Origin of the sequence: Nonomuraea sp. NPDC049419 (assembly GCF_040676995.1) — a bacterium.
GTDB classification, from domain to species: domain Bacteria; phylum Actinomycetota; class Actinomycetes; order Streptosporangiales; family Streptosporangiaceae; genus Nonomuraea; species Nonomuraea salmonea.
On record NZ_JBFAQB010000023.1, the window covers coordinates 1 to 14,825 of the forward strand.

General features: G+C 72.6%; 17 protein-coding genes. 8 read left to right on the forward strand and 9 right to left on the reverse strand.

All coding sequences use genetic code 11. The features are described 5' to 3' along the window. Positions 1-225 precede the first annotated feature (225 nt). Positions 226-1,641 (forward strand): serine/threonine-protein kinase, encoded by a 1,416-nt coding sequence (locus AB0K12_RS40990; RefSeq protein WP_364573346.1) that lies wholly within the window; start codon positions 226-228, stop codon positions 1,639-1,641. Positions 1,642-1,648: 7 nt separating this feature from the next. On the opposite strand, the gene AB0K12_RS40995 is transcribed toward AB0K12_RS40990, so the two are convergent. Continuing rightward, a complete protein-coding gene (locus AB0K12_RS40995; RefSeq protein ID WP_364573348.1) occupies positions 1,649-2,413 on the reverse strand; it encodes an SDR family NAD(P)-dependent oxidoreductase in 765 nt (254 codons plus the stop codon). Between the two features lie 100 nt (positions 2,414-2,513). Here AB0K12_RS40995 and AB0K12_RS41000 point away from each other — a divergent pair, with 100 nt between their 5' ends. Continuing rightward, a complete protein-coding gene (locus AB0K12_RS41000) occupies positions 2,514-3,359 on the forward strand; it encodes a helix-turn-helix transcriptional regulator (RefSeq protein ID WP_364573350.1) in 846 nt (281 codons plus the stop codon). Positions 3,360-3,407: 48 nt separating this feature from the next. Here AB0K12_RS41000 and AB0K12_RS41005 read toward each other — a convergent pair whose 3' ends face one another. Then, positions 3,408-3,863, reverse strand: coding sequence for an ester cyclase (locus AB0K12_RS41005; protein WP_364573352.1), 456 nt, complete (start codon positions 3,861-3,863; stop codon positions 3,408-3,410). A gap of 215 nt (positions 3,864-4,078) precedes the next feature. Between AB0K12_RS41005 and AB0K12_RS41010 the strand changes: the two genes are divergently transcribed. Beyond that, positions 4,079-4,447, forward strand: coding sequence for a hypothetical protein (locus tag AB0K12_RS41010; protein WP_364573354.1), 369 nt, complete (start codon positions 4,079-4,081; stop codon positions 4,445-4,447). Between the two features lie 79 nt (positions 4,448-4,526). Further along, positions 4,527-5,018, forward strand: a complete 492-nt coding sequence (locus AB0K12_RS41015; RefSeq protein WP_364573356.1) for a DUF6789 family protein — start codon at positions 4,527-4,529, stop codon at positions 5,016-5,018. 108 nt (positions 5,019-5,126) lie between these two features. Here AB0K12_RS41015 and AB0K12_RS41020 read toward each other — a convergent pair whose 3' ends face one another. From AB0K12_RS41020 to AB0K12_RS41030, 3 genes are all read right to left on the reverse strand, one after another. After that, positions 5,127-6,746: a RecQ family ATP-dependent DNA helicase gene (locus AB0K12_RS41020; RefSeq protein WP_364573358.1), complete on the reverse strand. Its 1,620-nt coding sequence runs from the start codon at positions 6,744-6,746 to the stop codon at positions 5,127-5,129. A gap of 82 nt (positions 6,747-6,828) precedes the next feature. Beyond that, positions 6,829-7,272, reverse strand: a complete 444-nt coding sequence (locus AB0K12_RS41025) for a DUF4383 domain-containing protein (protein WP_364573360.1) — start codon at positions 7,270-7,272, stop codon at positions 6,829-6,831. Between the two features lie 71 nt (positions 7,273-7,343). Further along, complete coding sequence (locus AB0K12_RS41030) at positions 7,344-8,690, reverse strand: potassium transporter TrkG (protein WP_364573362.1); 1,347 nt, start codon at positions 8,688-8,690, stop codon at positions 7,344-7,346. Positions 8,691-8,874: 184 nt separating this feature from the next. On the opposite strand from AB0K12_RS41030, the gene AB0K12_RS41035 reads away from it, so the two are divergent. Beyond that, entirely contained in the window at positions 8,875-9,396 is a 522-nt protein-coding gene (locus tag AB0K12_RS41035; protein ID WP_364573364.1) for a hypothetical protein, read from the forward strand. Between the two features lie 16 nt (positions 9,397-9,412). On the opposite strand, the gene AB0K12_RS41040 is transcribed toward AB0K12_RS41035, so the two are convergent. Then, positions 9,413-9,868 carry an Lrp/AsnC family transcriptional regulator gene (locus tag AB0K12_RS41040; RefSeq protein WP_364573366.1) on the reverse strand — a complete coding sequence of 152 codons (456 nt, stop codon included), beginning with the start codon at positions 9,866-9,868 and terminating at the stop codon, positions 9,413-9,415. Between the two features lie 111 nt (positions 9,869-9,979). On the opposite strand from AB0K12_RS41040, the gene AB0K12_RS41045 reads away from it, so the two are divergent. After that, entirely contained in the window at positions 9,980-10,453 is a 474-nt protein-coding gene (locus AB0K12_RS41045) for a DUF2000 domain-containing protein (protein WP_364573368.1), read from the forward strand. A 4-nt stretch (positions 10,454-10,457) separates the two neighbouring features. On the opposite strand, the gene AB0K12_RS41050 is transcribed toward AB0K12_RS41045, so the two are convergent. Then, a complete protein-coding gene (locus AB0K12_RS41050) occupies positions 10,458-11,318 on the reverse strand; it encodes a helix-turn-helix transcriptional regulator (protein ID WP_364573370.1) in 861 nt (286 codons plus the stop codon). Between the two features lie 187 nt (positions 11,319-11,505). Between AB0K12_RS41050 and AB0K12_RS41055 the strand changes: the two genes are divergently transcribed. Both AB0K12_RS41055 and AB0K12_RS41060 read left to right on the forward strand, forming a co-directional pair. Then, positions 11,506-12,534 (forward strand): alcohol dehydrogenase, encoded by a 1,029-nt coding sequence (locus AB0K12_RS41055; RefSeq protein WP_364573372.1) that lies wholly within the window; start codon positions 11,506-11,508, stop codon positions 12,532-12,534. An 82-nt stretch (positions 12,535-12,616) separates the two neighbouring features. After that, entirely contained in the window at positions 12,617-13,501 is an 885-nt protein-coding gene (locus tag AB0K12_RS41060) for a hypothetical protein (protein WP_364573374.1), read from the forward strand. Here AB0K12_RS41060 and AB0K12_RS41065 read toward each other — a convergent pair. Further along, positions 13,441-14,352, reverse strand: coding sequence for a hypothetical protein (locus AB0K12_RS41065; RefSeq protein ID WP_364573376.1), 912 nt, complete (start codon positions 14,350-14,352; stop codon positions 13,441-13,443). The genes AB0K12_RS41060 and AB0K12_RS41065 overlap by 61 nt on opposite strands. Then, a complete protein-coding gene (locus AB0K12_RS41070) occupies positions 14,349-14,822 on the reverse strand; it encodes a hypothetical protein (protein WP_364573378.1) in 474 nt (157 codons plus the stop codon). Before AB0K12_RS41070 ends, AB0K12_RS41065 begins: the two co-directional genes overlap by 4 nt. Between the last annotated feature and the right edge of the window lie 3 nt (positions 14,823-14,825).

Consider the following 14,825-nt stretch of genomic DNA (forward strand, 5'->3'; position numbering starts at 1 on the left):
CCCCCTCCGAACGGGTCATCGACGACAACCGCGCCAAGAACGGCCGCGAATACCGGCTGCAGACCGAGGGCGAGCACCCGGTCCACAGCCTCGCCGCCAACCGCTGACCGGCGGCCCCGGGCTCCGCACCACGGCGGGCCCGGGCCCGTGCGCATGACCCGCTCGCTCTGAGATGATCTCTGTCCGTCACAGGACACGACGTGAGGGGTGCCGGCGGTGGAGGGTGTGCGCCAAGAGGACACGCAAGGAGCGGCGGACGGGCGCCTGCTCGCCGGCCGCTACCGGCTGACCGGCCTGCTGGGCCGCGGCGGCATGGGAGCCGTCTGGGCCGCCCGCGACGAGCAGCTCGGCCGCGAGGTGGCGGCCAAGGAGCTGTTCCTGCCCGAGCAGCTCGACGACGCCGAACGGGCGCACTGGATCGCCAGGCTCGACCGCGAGGCGCGCGCCGCCGCGCGGCTCAAGCATCCCGGCATCGTCACCGTGCACGATCACGTCACCGGCGCCGACGGCCGGCCGTGGATCATCATGGAGCTGGTGCGCGGGCGCTCCTTACAGGACCTGCTGGCGGCGCAGGGGCCGCTGCCGCCCGGGCGGGCCGCGCGGATCGGGCTCCAGGTGCTGGACGCCCTGTGCACGGCCCACCAGGCGGGCATCACGCACCGCGACATCAAGCCGGCCAACGTCCTGCTGGAGGGCGAGCGGGTCGTCCTGACAGACTTCGGCATCGCGGCCGTCGAGGGCGACGTCACGCTGACCGGCACGGGCGCGATCCTCGGCACGCCCGCGTACATGGCGCCCGAGCAGGCGCTGGGCCGGCCGGCCACGCCGGTCTCCGACCTGTGGTCGCTCGGCGCGACGCTCTACACCGCCGTGGAGGGGCGTCCCCCGTACGACGGCGCGAGCGCCGGGGCGATCTTCGTCGCCGTCGCCACCCGCGACCCCGCACCACCCGCGAAGGCCGGGCCCCTGGAGCCGGTGCTCATGGCGCTGCTGCGCCGCGACCCCGTGCACCGGCCGGCCGCCCACGACGTCCGCGCGCACCTCGCCGCCGTCGCCGAGGACCGCACGCCACCAGGCCCCGCCACCCTCCGCCTGCCCGCCGACCCGCCGCCGCCCGACGAGCCTGGACGTCCGCCCAGGTCAGGCCGGCGCCGGCTGCTCCGCCGCCTGCTCGTGGGCGCAGGAGCCGCCGTGGCGCTCCTCGCCGCGGTGGCCGCGGCGATCCAGATCCGCGAGGCCCTCCAGGAGAGCCAGGAACGTGAGCGCTACGCCGCCAACATGGACCTGCTGGCGGGCCTCGGCACGATCCCGGGCGAGTCGGTCCACTTCCAGGAGGGGGAGGACAGCACCGTGGAGGTGTCGGCCACCCTGTGCGAGAAGGAGTACGCCACCGAGCAGGACAAGTGCGACGTGGGCGTCCTGGTCGACACCGTCGTCGAATGGCTGCGAACCCGCCCCGCCGTCCGCTCCGTCAACTTCGCCCAGCCCAAGGAGGACTGCGGCGACGACTACGAGGACAATGGGGGCTGCGGACTCACCGTCCTCACCCAGAGCCCTTTGAAGCTGAGCAAAGTCAAGATCGCCAACTTCTCCGACATCGGCGACAAGGACCTGATCGAGCTCAGATTCATCGTCGGATGACTCGTTCTCAGTCGCCGTGCGGGTCGGTGGCGTTCAGGATGGACACCACCTGGTCGTAGTCGCCGCGGACCTCGCTGTAGCGGAGGAACTTGACCCGCTCGACCTGGATCTCCTTCGCGTCCGGCCGGCTCTCCAGCAGCGCCATGGTTTCGGTCACGTACTCGTCCAGCGGCATCGCGTGCTCGTTCTCCTCGTGGCCGGGCAGCAGCGCGGTGCGCACGGCGGGTGGGACGAGCTCCACCACCCGCACGCTCGTGCCCTCCAGCTGCAGCCGGATCGACTCGCTCAGCATGTGGATCGCCGCCTTGGAGGCGTTGTAGCTGGGCGTGACGGTGAGCGGGGTGAACGCCAGACCCGAGGACACGGTGACGATGGTCGCGTCGGGCCGCGTCTGTAGGTGCTCGATGAACGCGGCGATGAGCCGGATCGGCCCGAGCACGTTCGTCGTCACGACGGACTCGGCGGAGGCGAGGAACGACTCGGGCTTGCGCCAGTCCTCGACCCGCATGATGCCGGCCATCGCGATCAGCACGTTCAGGTCGGGGTGCCGGGCGAGCACCTGCCCTGCGGCGGCCTGGATGCCGGCGGGGTCGGCGGTGTCGACGGTGACGGTGTCCACTCCAGGGTGCTCGGCGGCGATCCGCTCCAGCAGTTCGGTACGCCGCCCGCCCACGATCACGGTGTTGCCCTTGTCGCGCAGGGCGAGGGCGAGCGCGAGCCCGATGCCGCTCGTCGCACCGGGGATGAAGATGGTGTTCCCTGAGATCTGCATGCTCCGAGCGTGGCCCGGCGGGCGGCGCGGGTGCAGAGACCGGTCATCGGGGGATCGGCGATCCCTGGTTAGCGCGCCGGCCGTGCACATAATGGGACATATGGATCGTGCAGCCCTGGCGGACTTCCTGCGCCGCCGCCGCGAAGCCCTCCGTCCCGAGGACGTCGGGCTCCCGCCCGGAGCCCGCCGCCGGGCGCCTGGGCTGCGGCGCGAGGAGGTGGCGGCGCTCGCGGTGATGTCCACCGACTACTACACCAGGCTGGAGCAGCAGCGCGGCCCGCAGCCGAGCGTGCAGATGCTCGCCTCGCTGGCGCGGGCGCTGCGGCTGACCGACGACGAGCGCGGTTACCTGTTCCAGATCTGCGGCCACAACGCCCCCGCGTCCCTGTCGGCCGTGACGCACGTCGCGCCGCCGCTGCTGCGGGTGCTGGACCGCCTGTCCGACACGCCGGCCCTCATCGTGTCCGACCTGGGGGAGACGCTGGTGCAGAACCGGATGGCTGAGGCGCTGTTCGGCGACAACTCGCACTACGCGGGCCTGGCCCGCTACGACATCTACCGCTGGTTCACCGACCCCGCCGCGCGGCGCTGCTACCCGGAGAGCGACCACGGCAGGCAGAGCCGTTCCCTGGTCGCGAACCTGCGCGCCGCCCACGGCGTACGGGGGCCGCGCTCGCAGGCGGGCGAGCTGGTGCGGGCGCTGAGCAAGGAGAGCGCCGAGTTCGCCGACCTGTGGGAGCGGCACGAGGTGGCCAAGCGGTTCGAGGATCACAAGGTGCTCGTCCATCCCGAACTCGGCGAGATCGAGGTGGACTGCCAGGTGCTGTTCACCGAGGACCAGGCGCAGGCGCTGCTGGTGCTCACCGCGCCGCCGCGTACCGAAGGGCACGAGAAGCTGCGGCTGCTCGGCGTCGTGGGGCGGCAGCAGTTCGCCGAACGGGCCTGAACCGGTCACGGTGGGGCGGCAGCAGTTCGCCGAACGGGCCTGAACCGGTCACGCGGGCATCCGCTCCCGCTCCAGCAGGCCGAAGCCGAGCTGGCTGTAGAGCTCCAGCTGGTCGTAATACTCCCGGTGCGTACAGATCTTCCCGTCCTTGACGAAGCTGGTGCAGGTCGCCCTCACCGCGACGAAACGGCCCGTCGGCTCGATCTCCCGGCCGCCGGGCATCAGCAGGGTGCCGTTGTGGGTGCCGGTGTACGTCCACTCGGTGACCGCCGGGTTGTCGCAGTCGCCCAGCTCGTACCAGGCCGCCGCGTGCCAGTCGGGAAAGCCCTGGAACGTCTGCTGGTACATCCACTCGATCTGGTCGTGTCCCTCGGCGACGCCGGAGGGCGTGACGTAGACGGCGTCCTGGCTGTAGCAGGTGAGGATGAGCGGCACGTCGTGGGCGTTGACCGCCGTGTTCAGGCGGTGCTTGAGATCCCAGTACATCGACACGGTTACCCCCAAGCCTGGTCACCACGGCCGCCACCGGCCTTGGTGCACCTCCTCCAGTGTCGGCGGGACCCGCGGCACGGCGCTGCCAAGCACCCGCCAAAATCGCCATCCGCGCCGGGCTGCGACTCCAGCGGCCGGTAAACGCCAGGTTCGCGGGTGCCGGGCCGCTGTCCGGGCTCTTTCTGGGTAGGCGTACCGCCTCTGACCTACAGGAGAGGAGCGGTGCCGTGCACGCCTACCAGGAGCCGGTGATCGATCAGGTGCAGTCCGGGATGAAGGTCGTCGACAGCGACGGCAAGGAGCTGGGGACGGTGGAGTTCGTCAAGCTGGGTGACCCGGCGGCCGCGACCACCGAGGGCCAGGAGTCCGACCCGCGGCCCGGTGTCGTGCCGATCCTGGCCGACGTCTTCACCGACCCCGAGCCTGACCTGCCGCCCGCGCTCGCGGCCCGGCTGGTGCGTACGGGTTTCGTCAAGGTGGACGCCAAGGGGCTGTTCTCCCGCGACCTGTACGTCACCCCCGACCAGGTGGCCAGGATCGACGGGAACGTCGTGCACCTCAGCGCGGATCGCGGCGCGCTGGCCAAGGAGAGCTGACCCCGGGGGCGCGCCCGCCTCCCGGCGGGCGTTTCCCCTGCCTTCTGTCGGGCAACCGGCTTGCATGATGCGAGCTCTCATGAAGGGCGCCGTGAGCGGCGTCCTCGCCACCGCCGCGATGAGCGGGGTCATGCTGGCCGGCAGCCGGATGGGCCTCATGCCCGACCAGCCGCCCAAGCGGATCGCCCGCGCGATGCTCCCGGGCCACAAGCACCGGCCGAAGTCCGGCGAGGGCGCCGCGGGCGCGCTCGCCCACTTCGGCTTCGGCGCCGCCGCCGGCTCCCTGTACGGCCTGCTCGCCCGAGGCCAGGCCCCGTCGATCGCCGGCATCGGCTACGGCCTGGCCATCTGGGCCGCCAGCTACCAGGGCTGGGTGCCCGGCATGAACATCCTCCCCGCCGCCACGGAGGACCGCCCCGGCCGCCCGGCCGTCATGATCGCCGGCCACGTGGTGTACGGCATGATGCTCACCAAACTCATGAACCGCCTCAACACCCGCAAGGCTGGTGAAAAGCCCCACGAGCCAACGTACGTCCACGACACCGGCCACCTCGAACCCGCCCTCACTTAGCAGCCGCCGACCAGCCCCGCCGCCGGCCGGTCAGGCCGGCGGCGGTCAGGGCCAGGGGTCGTGTGGGTGGGAGGTGAGCAGCGCCGTGGCCGGTCAGGGGCAGGCCGGTCAGGGGGTTGGGGGTTCGGTGAGGAGGTCTTGGTCGAGGACTGTGTCGAGTTGCAGTTCTCGGTAGCCGGCCGTGTCGAACAGGACCGTCAGACGGTCCTCGCCGCGCTGGATGACCTCGCCGGGCCCCCACGTACGGTGCTCGACCCTGGCGTGGGCGGCGAACGGCCCGCTCTCCTCCTCCACCTGCCGGTCGGCGGTGCCGGCCAGGCAGGTGTCGCAGTTGCCGCACGCGTCGGCGACCTGCTCGCCGAAGTAGCCGAGCAGGAACCGCCGCCGGCAGTCGTCGGTCTCGGCGTAGCGGCGCATCATCTCCAGCCGGGTACGCTCCACGTCCCGCCGCCGCTCGGCCAGCTCCACGGCCAGCCCGGCGGCCTCTTCAGGTGCGGGCGCGCCGGGCGCGGGCTCGACGCGGCGGGTGCCGACGCGTACGGCGCCGGCCCGTTCCAGCAGGTCGAGCAGCGTCGTCAGGCGGCGCGCCGACACGTCGGCCCGCTCACGCAGAGACCGCCGGTCGCAGCCGCCCTCCGCCACGGCCCGTGCCACCCGGGCCAGAACCGCGGCGTCCGGTACGGACCCGGTGAAGTAACGCTGCAAGCCCAGGTTCTCGGGACGGTAGAACAGCGTCGCCGAGGCCCGCTCGCCGTCCCGCCCGGCCCTGCCGATCTCCTGGTAGTAGGCGTCAGGCGACCCGGGCACCTCGGCATGGACGACGAACCGCACGTCCGGCTTGTCGATGCCCATGCCGAACGCGCTGGTCGCCACCACCACGTCCACGTCCCCGGACATGAACCTGCCGTGCACCTCGTCGCGCTCGGAGCGCCGCAGCCCGGCGTGGTAGGCCGCCGCCCGCACCCCGGCCTCGCCGAGCAGCTCGCTCAGGCGGGTGGTCTGCTTGCGTACGGCCGTGTAGACGATGCCGGGCCCGGTCTCGGCCGCGACGGCGGAGACGATCTCGGCGGCGGGGTCGTCCATCATCCTGCGGACGGTGAGCGAGATGTTGGGCCGGTCGAACCCCTGCACGATCTCCACCGGATCCCGCAGCCCCAGCCGCGAGGCGATCTCCGCCCGCACGGGCGGCGCGGCGGTGGCGGTCAGTGCGGCGATCGCCGGCCGGCCGAGGGCCTCAGCGACCTGCCCCAGCCGCAGGTAGTCGGGCCGGAAGTCGTGACCCCACGAGGAGATCAGGTGCGCCTCGTCCACGACCAGCAGCGACGGCTTCGCGGCCGCCAGGTCGCGGACGACGTCGGGCTTGGCGAGCTGCTCCGGAGCACAGAACAGGAACTCCGTCTCCCCGGCGCGCAGCGACTCGAACGCGGTGCGCCGCCGCCCCGCCGAGGTGCCGGCGTCGAGGCTCACCGCCTCCTCGTCCCGCTCGCGCAGCGCCTCGACCTGGTCGCGCTGGAGGGCGATGAGCGGGGAGACCACGACGGTGGGGCCGGGCAGCAGCAGCGCGGGCACCTGGTAGATCGCGGACTTGCCGGCCCCGGTCGGCATCACGACCAGCACGTCCCTGCCGCGCGCCAGCGCGCTCATCGCGCCGAGCTGGCCGGGCCGCAGGTCGCTCAGGCCGAGCGCCTGCCGCGCCACCCGCTCGCACGCCGCGCCCACGTCCTCCATCGAGGCCTCCCGTCTCGTTCTGCCCTGTGCCTTTCAGCAGGGACGGGTCGGCTGCCCGGCGCGTGGCCGGGCAAACGACAGGTCAGCGGGTGACGGCCGTCCGGCGGCTGAGCAGCACGCCCAGGCCGGTCATGCCGATGCCGAGGATGAGGTGCAGCCAGTTGTCGGCGGTGTTCAGCGGCACGAAGTTGGCCGGGCTGTCGTGCGTGATGAGCAGCCCGTACAGCCAGAGCACGAGGTAGATGACGCCGCCGCCGATGAGGAAGGCGCGGGCGCCGCTCCACGTCCTGGCCAGCAGCACGCCCGCGATGCCGAACAGGAGGTGGACGATGTTGTGCAGGATCGAGACCTGGAAGACGCCGAGCAGCATCGCGTCGGAGTGGTGACCGGCGAACTGCAGGTCGTCGTAGTTGGTGGTCACGCCCGGGACGAACCCGAGCACGCCGACCAGCAGGAACACCACGCCGGTGACCAGCGCGGCGAGCTGCAGCGGCGTGCGGTTTGCTGTGGTGCGCGAAGTGTTCATCTGGGGGGCCTTCCTAGGTGGATGGACGCCCCCTCTACCCGTGGAGATGAACGCATTCGTCCCGGCGCCGCTCAGCCGATGATGACGCGCTCCTCAGGCAGCTCGTACCGGCGCGTACGCTGCTTCAACGCGAGCGCCGAGCCCAGCGTGAGCGGCCCGATGCGGCCCACGAACATCAGCAGGCTCAGCAGCACGTGACCGGCCACGGAGGTGTCGGGGGTGATGCCGGTCGACAGGCCGTTGGTGGCGAAGGCCGAGATCACCTCGAACAGCACCCGGTCGAGGTCGTGCCCGCTGATGATGAGCAGCAGCCAGGTGGACAGCGCCACCAGGATGACGCCGAGCAGCGTGATGGACAGCGCCTGCCGCTGGGTGGACGCGGGCAGCCGCCGGTGCCCGATGTTGACATGGGTCTCGCCGCGCAGCTCCGACCAGATCATGAACACCAGGAAGCCGAACGTGGTGACCTTGATGCCGCCCGCCGTGCCCGCGCTGCCGCCGCCGATGAACATCAGGATGTCGGTGACGAGCCAGGAGGACGGGTACATCTGGCTGATGTCGAGCGTGTTGAAGCCGCCCGAGCGCGGCATGACGGCGGCGAAGAACGCGGAGAGCAGCTTGCCCGAGTCGTCGAGCGGGCCCATCGTGGCCGGGTTGCGCCACTCGGTCATCAGGAAAGCGAGCGTGCCCCCGCCGATGAGCAGCACGCTCAGGCCGACCGTGACGCGGGTCAGCACCGACCAGCGGCGCGGCTGCCGCCACGTGCGCAGCAGCTCGAAGACGACCGGATAGCCGAGACCGCCGACGATGACCGCGGCGGCGATGGTCAGGCAGATCCACGGATCGGTGACGAACCGGATCAGGTTGTCCGGCCACAGGGCGAAGCCGGCGTTGTTGAACGCCGACACGCCGTGGAAGACGCCGAGCCACAGCGCCCTGCCGAGCGGCTCGCCGTAGCCGGTGACGAACCGTACGGTGAGGACCGCGGCGACCGCCGCCTCGCACACCAGCGTGAACATCACCACCTTGGCCAGCACTTGACGCAGGTCGGCGGCCACCACCGACTTGGTCTCCAGTTGCGCCGACAGCCGCGCCCGCAGCCCGATGCGGCCGGAGAGGATCACCATGACGAGCGTGGCGAGGGTCATGATGCCGAGCCCGCCCACCTGGAAGAGCACGGTGATCACCACCTGGCCGAACGCCGACCAGTGCGAGGCGGTGTCGACCACCACCAGCCCGGTCAGGCAGACGGCCGAGGTGGCGGTGAAGAACGCGGTGAGCCAGTCGCCCTCGCCCGAGGCCGTCGCCATCGGCGTGGCGAGCAGCGCGGTGCCGATCAGCACCGCCGAGCCGAACCCGGCCGCGATCACCACCGCGGGATGCCGGCCACGGCCCGCCACCGCAGGCCGGCGCGTCATGAGGCCACCCCGCCTTCGCGGCCGCCGTAGTCGTCGTGCATGGGAGTGCCTCCGTCGGGCTCACGCGGCCGGAGATTTCGCCGGCCAGGCGTTCCGGCACTTCGAGGCCCTACGCTAGCGCAGTGGGGCCGTGGCGCCCCCCCTTCTCGATCATTTGTCACAGCCGCCGCGTACCGTGCTCACCATGACGAACGTGCACACACCACTCGACGGCGAGCGCTGGGAGCCCGGTGACCTCGTGGTCGACGCCGATGGCCGCCTGTTCAGCCGGGCGGGTGCGGACGACCAGGCCAGGGGGTTGCCCTGGGCGCGTCCGCGTGACGTGGCGCGCCGCGACGACGGCGGCGTGCTCGTGCCGGACGGCGAGGTGGGGGAGCAGGCGCCGGCCAGGCCGCTGACGTTGTTGCTGCGCGACGGCCGGCCGGTGCTGCCCGCCGTGCCCGCCGACCCCGCCGCCGTGCTCGGCACGCAGGCTCGCCAGACCGCCTCCGCGGCGGGCGTGGGCGGCCTCTATCTCGCGGCCACCGCCTTCGACCCCGACGGCGCGGGCGACACCAGGGCCGCCAAGCTCCGTGCCGACCTGCTCGATCACGTGGTGGTGGCGGTCAGCGCCGAGGAGTTGAGCGCGATGTTCGGCGGCGCCGCCGACGGGTTGCTGGTCGCGCTGGCGGAGTGGCACGAGCGCAGCGTGGGGGAGAGCGCCTGACCCGTCAGACGGCGGGTCAGTTCGCTGGGGCGATCCGGTTGTTGCGGATGTGCTCGTAGACGATCGAGGTGCGCACGTCGGCCACCTCGGGCCGCTCGGTGAGCTTGTCGATGACGAACGCGTACAGGCTGTTGTTGTCGGGCACCGCCACGTGCAGGATGAAGTCCTCCGTCCCGGCCGTCACATAGACGCCGAGCGTGTCGGGCAGGCGGCTGACCCAGTTGCGGAAGCCCTCGATGTTGCGCCGGGACGGCGGGCGTACCCGGATGGCGATGAGGGCCTGCACCGGGCGGCCGATCGCGGCGAGGTCGACGTCGAGGAGCGCGCCGCGGATGACCTGCCGCTGGCGCAGCGCCCGCGTGCGGTCGAGCGCCGTGGTCGGCGAGACGCCCACGGCCGCCGCGAGGTCGCGGTTGGTCATCCGTGCATCTGACTGCAGTTCGCGGACAATCGCCTTATCAAGTTCGTCCATCGCCGCCGAAAACCCACTTTCTCCGATACATGTACGGACTACTTGCTGCTCTAACGCATGGATGAATACCCTAATCCATCGGCTCCGTACGAACGAACAAGGGATTTCGCCATGTCAGACGGCCGCACCGTCGGCTTCGCGCCGGACGAGATCGACCCCACCGCCCCGACCAGGGCGGCCCGCCTGAAGTGGGTGATCGTCGTCAACGACGCCCTGCCCGCCGGCCGGGCCGTCAACGCGGCCGTGTGCGTCGCGGCGGCCACCTCATCGGCGGTCACCGGCCTGCTGGGCGACGACGCGATCGACGCGAGCGGCGCCGCCCACCCCGGCCTGCCCTGGGCGGGCTGCTCGGTGCTGGCCGCCGACGTGGCCACGCTGCGCACGATCAGGGCCAAGGCCGCCGCCGCCGAAACCTGCCACGTGGCCGACATGCCGGCCGCGGCCCAGCACACCCGCGTCTACGCCGACTACCTCGCCACCGTGAAGGAGACCGCGCCCGAGGACATCGAGTATTACGCGGTCAGCGTCGTCGGCCCGCGCAACAAGGTCGACAAGATCGTCGGCCGCCTCCCGCTGCTCCCCTGAGCGGTCAGCGGGCGCCGGACCGGCCCGCCTCCGGGGCGGCCCAGCTGCTCAGCAGGCGCAGCGCGTCGGCGGTGGGGGAGCCGGGCTCGACGTTGTAGACGCACAGCATCTGGTCGGCGTCGCCGGGCGGCATGAAGCTCTCGTACGAGAAGTGCAGCTCGCCTACCTCCGGATGGTGGTAGACCTTGCTGCCATGGGTGCGGCGCAGCACCCGGTGGTCGTTCCACCAGGTCGTGAACTCGGGCGAGCGCAGCGTCAGCTCACCCACCAGGTCGGCCAGCCGCCGGTCGTTGGGGTAGCGGCCGGCCTCGAGCCGGAGCATCGCCACCGTCTCCGACGCGATCCGCTCCCAGTCGCCCACCCGCTCGCGGGCGGCGGGGTCGAGCAGGTAGTAGCGGGCGAGGTTGCGCTGCGGCGCGGGCAGCGCCTCGAAGTCGGTCAGCACCTGCCGGGCCAGGAAGTTGGCGGCCAGCACGTCGGTGCGCCGCCCGATGACGAACGCCGGCACGTGCTCCAGCGTCTGCAGCGTGAGGTGCAGGCCCGGCCTGACCCGCTGCGGCGCCACCGGGGCGTGCCGCGCCGGCGTGGGCCTGGCCAGCAGGTCGAGCAGGTGCTCGCGCTCGGCGGGATCGAGCTGCAGGGCGCGGGCGAGCGACTCGACCACCTCAGGGGACGGCGTGCCGACCCGGCCCTGCTCGAGCCGGGTGTAGTACTCGGTGCTCATGCCGGCCAGCCGGGCCACCTCGTCGCGGCGCAACCCCGGCACCCTGCGGGCCCGGCCGTCCGCCGGCAGCCCCGCCTCGTCAGGGCTGAGGCGGGCGCGCCGGGAACGGAGAAAGCCGGCGAGTTCGCTCCTACGGTCCATGGCTCAAGTGTGATCCGCGCGCGGGCGGCGCGGCCGCCCGAAGGTGGCCCTGTCAGTACCTGCCTTGTCGTTACCTGCCCGCGAAGGGCCTGCTCAGGCCCCCTGAGGCCGGTCCTGGAGTGGTGTGCTTGACGTGGGCCGGCGAGCCGGTCCCCACCACGTTCGTTCTCCGCTCAAGGGGTACCTGATGTCCATGACCACTCTCTACCGCGCCGCCCAGGTCAACGAGGCCGGCGGACCGTTCAACCTGGTCGAGCGCGAGCTCACCGAGCCGGGCCCCGGCCAGGTCCGCGTGGCCGTCGAGGCGTGCGGCGTGTGCCGCTCCGACGCCGGGTTCGTCAACGCGGGCTTCCCGAACGTGTCGTTCCCGCTCGTCACCGGCCACGAGATCGCCGGTCGCGTGGACGCGGTCGGCGACGGCGTCGAGGACTGGAACGTCGGCGACCGCGTGGCCGTCGGCTGGTTCGGCGGCAACTGCGGCACCTGCCGGTCCTGCCGCGAGGGCGACTTCATCCACTGCGCCCGCATGCAGGTGCCCGGCTGGGCCTACCCCGGCGGGTACGCCGAGTACACCACCGTGCCCGTCTCCGCGCTCGCCCGCGTCCCCGACGAGATCAGCGCCGTCGAGGCCGCGCCCATGGGTTGCGCGGGCGTCACCACGTTCAACTCGCTGCGGCGCAGCGCCGCACGGCCAGGCGACCTCGTCGCGATCCTCGGCCTCGGCGGGCTTGGCCATCTCGGCGTGCAGTTCGCCAACAAGCTGGGCTTCGAGACCGTCGCCGTCGCGCGCGGCGCCGACAAGGCCGACACCGCCAAGCACCTCGGCGCCCATCACTACGTCGACTCCACCGCGGGCGACGTGGCAGGGCAGCTCCAGGCGCTCGGCGGCGCGAGGGTCGTGCTGGCCACCGCAGCGAGCTCCGAGGCGATGAGCGCCGCCATCGACGGCCTCGGCGACAACGGCGAGCTGGTCGTGCTCGGCGCCACGCCCGAGCCCATCCAGGTCAGCCCGTTCCAGCTCATCACCAACAGCAGGACCGTGCACGGCCACCCGTCGGGCACCGCCCGCGAGGTCGAGGAGACGCTGCGCTTCGCCGCGCTGACCGGCGTGCGGGCGCTCACCGAGACCCGCCCGCTGGAGGAGGTCGCGGCCGCCTACGGCCGGATGCTGTCCGGCGAGGCCCGCTACCGCATGGTCCTCACCACCGGCCACTGACGGCGGGGCGAGAGCGGCACGCGGGCGCGGACGGCACTGATCTGATCACCCGTACGATCGTCCGACCTGACGGGGGACCGCCGTGACCGTCCATCGCGCGCCCGATCACCTGTGGGTCGGGGACCACAGGGTCCTCGACCGGCTGGGCAAGGGCGGCCAGGGCACGGTCTACCTGGCGGAGTCGCCGGCCGGCGCCCGGGTGGCGATCAAGGTGCTGCACGCCTCGTCGGTGCCGGGGGTGCTGCACGCGGTCCTGCACGGCGAGCCCGACCTGTCGGGGGTGCCGGAGCCGCTGCGGTCGCTGGTGGCGGCCTGCCTGGCGAAGGATCCCGCCGCGCGCCCGTCCGCCCAGCTGGCGCTGCGCCGCCTCACCGGCGGCGAGCAGGGCCCCGAGGCGACGCTGATCGAGCCCGCGCGACGGCTGCCGGGCCGGTGGGCCGCGGGAGTGGCCGTGGCCGTGGCGCTGCTGGTGACGGCGGGCGTGCTGGTGGGGCCGTCGTCATGGGGGAAGAACACCGTGAAGAACACCGTGTTCGCCGCCACCGGGCAGCCCGAGGACAGCGTCTTCACCGGCTGGATCAAGGACTCCGACCACTACATCACCGCTGGTACAACAACACCCGCGGCACCACCGGCTTCGACGTGCGGGTCGGCGGCCAGTTCCGCACCGACGTGCCCGTCCAGATCCCGCACCGCTTCAGCCCGGGGCGACCGGCCGGCCCTGGTGCTGTCGGGCGCCACCATCACCTCCTACGCCGAGCACCAGGGCACGTGGCAGCGCCTGCACAGCGCTCCCATCGCGGGCCTGCTCACCGCCCGACCAGGACAGGCGCGCTTACCGCTACGGCTTCGGCCTGCGCGGCACCACCGGCACGATCGCGATCACCCGCCTGGAGGGCCGGAGCGTCACGGGCTGAGCGGCTCGCGGATGAGGCGGACGACGGTGTCGGCGGTGTGGTCGAGGTAGGTGCGGCCGTCGGGCAGCCGCGCGTCCGGGCTGATGTAGCTGCGCCGCCCCATGTGGGTGGCGGGGTCGAGGCGGTGCGTGGTGACCTTGCCCGCGCGGACGGCCCGGTTCCAGCCGCTGCCCCTGGCCGCCGGCCAGCGCTGCGGGAACAGGATCAGGCACAGGCGCTCGATCCAGTCGGCGTCGCTGGTGAGGCGGTGCAGGTGGCGGGCGTGGGTGAGGTCGTTGGCGCCGTTGTGGAAGCCGCCGAGCGTGATGAGCAGGAGCGGGGCGGCCAGCCTGGCGTGCAGCTCCTTGACCGCGCCGGTGGCGACCTGCGCGCCGCCGCTGTAGCTGAGCAGCACCACCGGGATGCCGCTGCCTGGCCGGTAGCCGGCCAGCCGCAGCTGCCGGGCGATCTGGGTGCCGACCGCCCGGTTGTAGAGCGGGCGGTAGCGGCGGTCGGCGGCGACGAAGATCTGCATGACGTTGTGCAGGAAGAGCAGGATCTGCGCGCGGCGCCGCAGCCACGCCCACACGGGCCGGTCGGCGAGCGGGTCGGCCAGCGGCGAGTACGGCTGCACCTGCCCCAGCACCCGCACCTCAGGCGCCTTGTCGAGCAGCGCCTTGACCAGCCGGCCGCCGTCGCGGGTGTCGGTGAAGCGGCGCTTGCCGATGCCGTCCAGATAGACCAGGTACGCCGCGGGGGGACGGTTCGGATCGGCGCCCCTGGCGTAGGGGAGGCCGTGGGGCAGCTCGCCGGTGGCGGTCCGCCAGCCGGCGGTGTAGACGAGCACCTCGTAGCGGGCCAGCAGCGCCTCGGCGAGCAGGACCATGCCGAGGGCCAGGAAGAGCAGCGGGAACTCGGTCATGCCGGCACCGCCTGGAGCGCGCTGATCCGCACGACCAGCCACCTGACGCCGCCCACGGCCGCGCCCAGCCCCACTCCGGCGACCGCGACGCAGCCGGCGGCGCTCCACCAGCCCAGCCCGGTCGCCGTGGCGAGCGAGCCCGTGAGGTTCGCGCCGACCGCGACGATGAGCAGCGTGTGCAGCAGCGGCCCGAGCAGCGGGAACGCCACGATGGCGGCGAGCAGCAGCGGCGCCGCGAGAGCGGGCGTCCACCCGGGAGCGGCCCCCGTGCGCAGGCTCTGCAGCTCGGCCAGCACGCCCGCCGCCCACGGCCACAGCGCGAACACCACGAACTCCACCACCGCCCCGGTCAGCAGCAGCCGCACCGCGTGCGCCCGCGACACGCCGGGCCGGCGCGCGATCAGCGGCAGGATCCGGCCCGCCGACTCCGACAGCCCGGCGAGCAGCAGGACGACCACGACGGCGGACATCGC

Bases quoted from the DNA above. Each gene is read 5' to 3' on its own strand.
- AB0K12_RS41000 (WP_364573350.1), top strand. From the start codon at position 2,514: ATGGATCGTGCAGCCCTGGCGGACTTCCTGCGCCGCCGCCGCGAAGCC.
- AB0K12_RS41050 (WP_364573370.1), bottom strand. From the start codon at position 11,318: ATGGACCGTAGGAGCGAACTCGCCGGCTTTCTCCGTTCCCGGCGCGCC.
- AB0K12_RS41025 (WP_364573360.1), bottom strand. From the start codon at position 7,272: ATGAACACTTCGCGCACCACAGCAAACCGCACGCCGCTGCAGCTCGCC.
- AB0K12_RS41040 (WP_364573366.1), bottom strand. From the start codon at position 9,868: ATGGACGAACTTGATAAGGCGATTGTCCGCGAACTGCAGTCAGATGCA.
- AB0K12_RS41035 (WP_364573364.1), top strand. From the start codon at position 8,875: ATGACGAACGTGCACACACCACTCGACGGCGAGCGCTGGGAGCCCGGT.
- AB0K12_RS41020 (WP_364573358.1), bottom strand. From the start codon at position 6,746: ATGGAGGACGTGGGCGCGGCGTGCGAGCGGGTGGCGCGGCAGGCGCTC.
- AB0K12_RS40995 (WP_364573348.1), bottom strand. From the start codon at position 2,413: ATGCAGATCTCAGGGAACACCATCTTCATCCCCGGTGCGACGAGCGGC.
- AB0K12_RS41055 (WP_364573372.1), top strand. From the start codon at position 11,506: ATGTCCATGACCACTCTCTACCGCGCCGCCCAGGTCAACGAGGCCGGC.
- AB0K12_RS41030 (WP_364573362.1), bottom strand. From the start codon at position 8,690: ATGACGCGCCGGCCTGCGGTGGCGGGCCGTGGCCGGCATCCCGCGGTG.
- AB0K12_RS41015 (WP_364573356.1), top strand. From the start codon at position 4,527: ATGAAGGGCGCCGTGAGCGGCGTCCTCGCCACCGCCGCGATGAGCGGG.
- AB0K12_RS41070 (WP_364573378.1), bottom strand. From the start codon at position 14,822: ATGTCCGCCGTCGTGGTCGTCCTGCTGCTCGCCGGGCTGTCGGAGTCG.
- AB0K12_RS41045 (WP_364573368.1), top strand. From the start codon at position 9,980: ATGTCAGACGGCCGCACCGTCGGCTTCGCGCCGGACGAGATCGACCCC.
- AB0K12_RS41065 (WP_364573376.1), bottom strand. From the start codon at position 14,352: ATGACCGAGTTCCCGCTGCTCTTCCTGGCCCTCGGCATGGTCCTGCTC.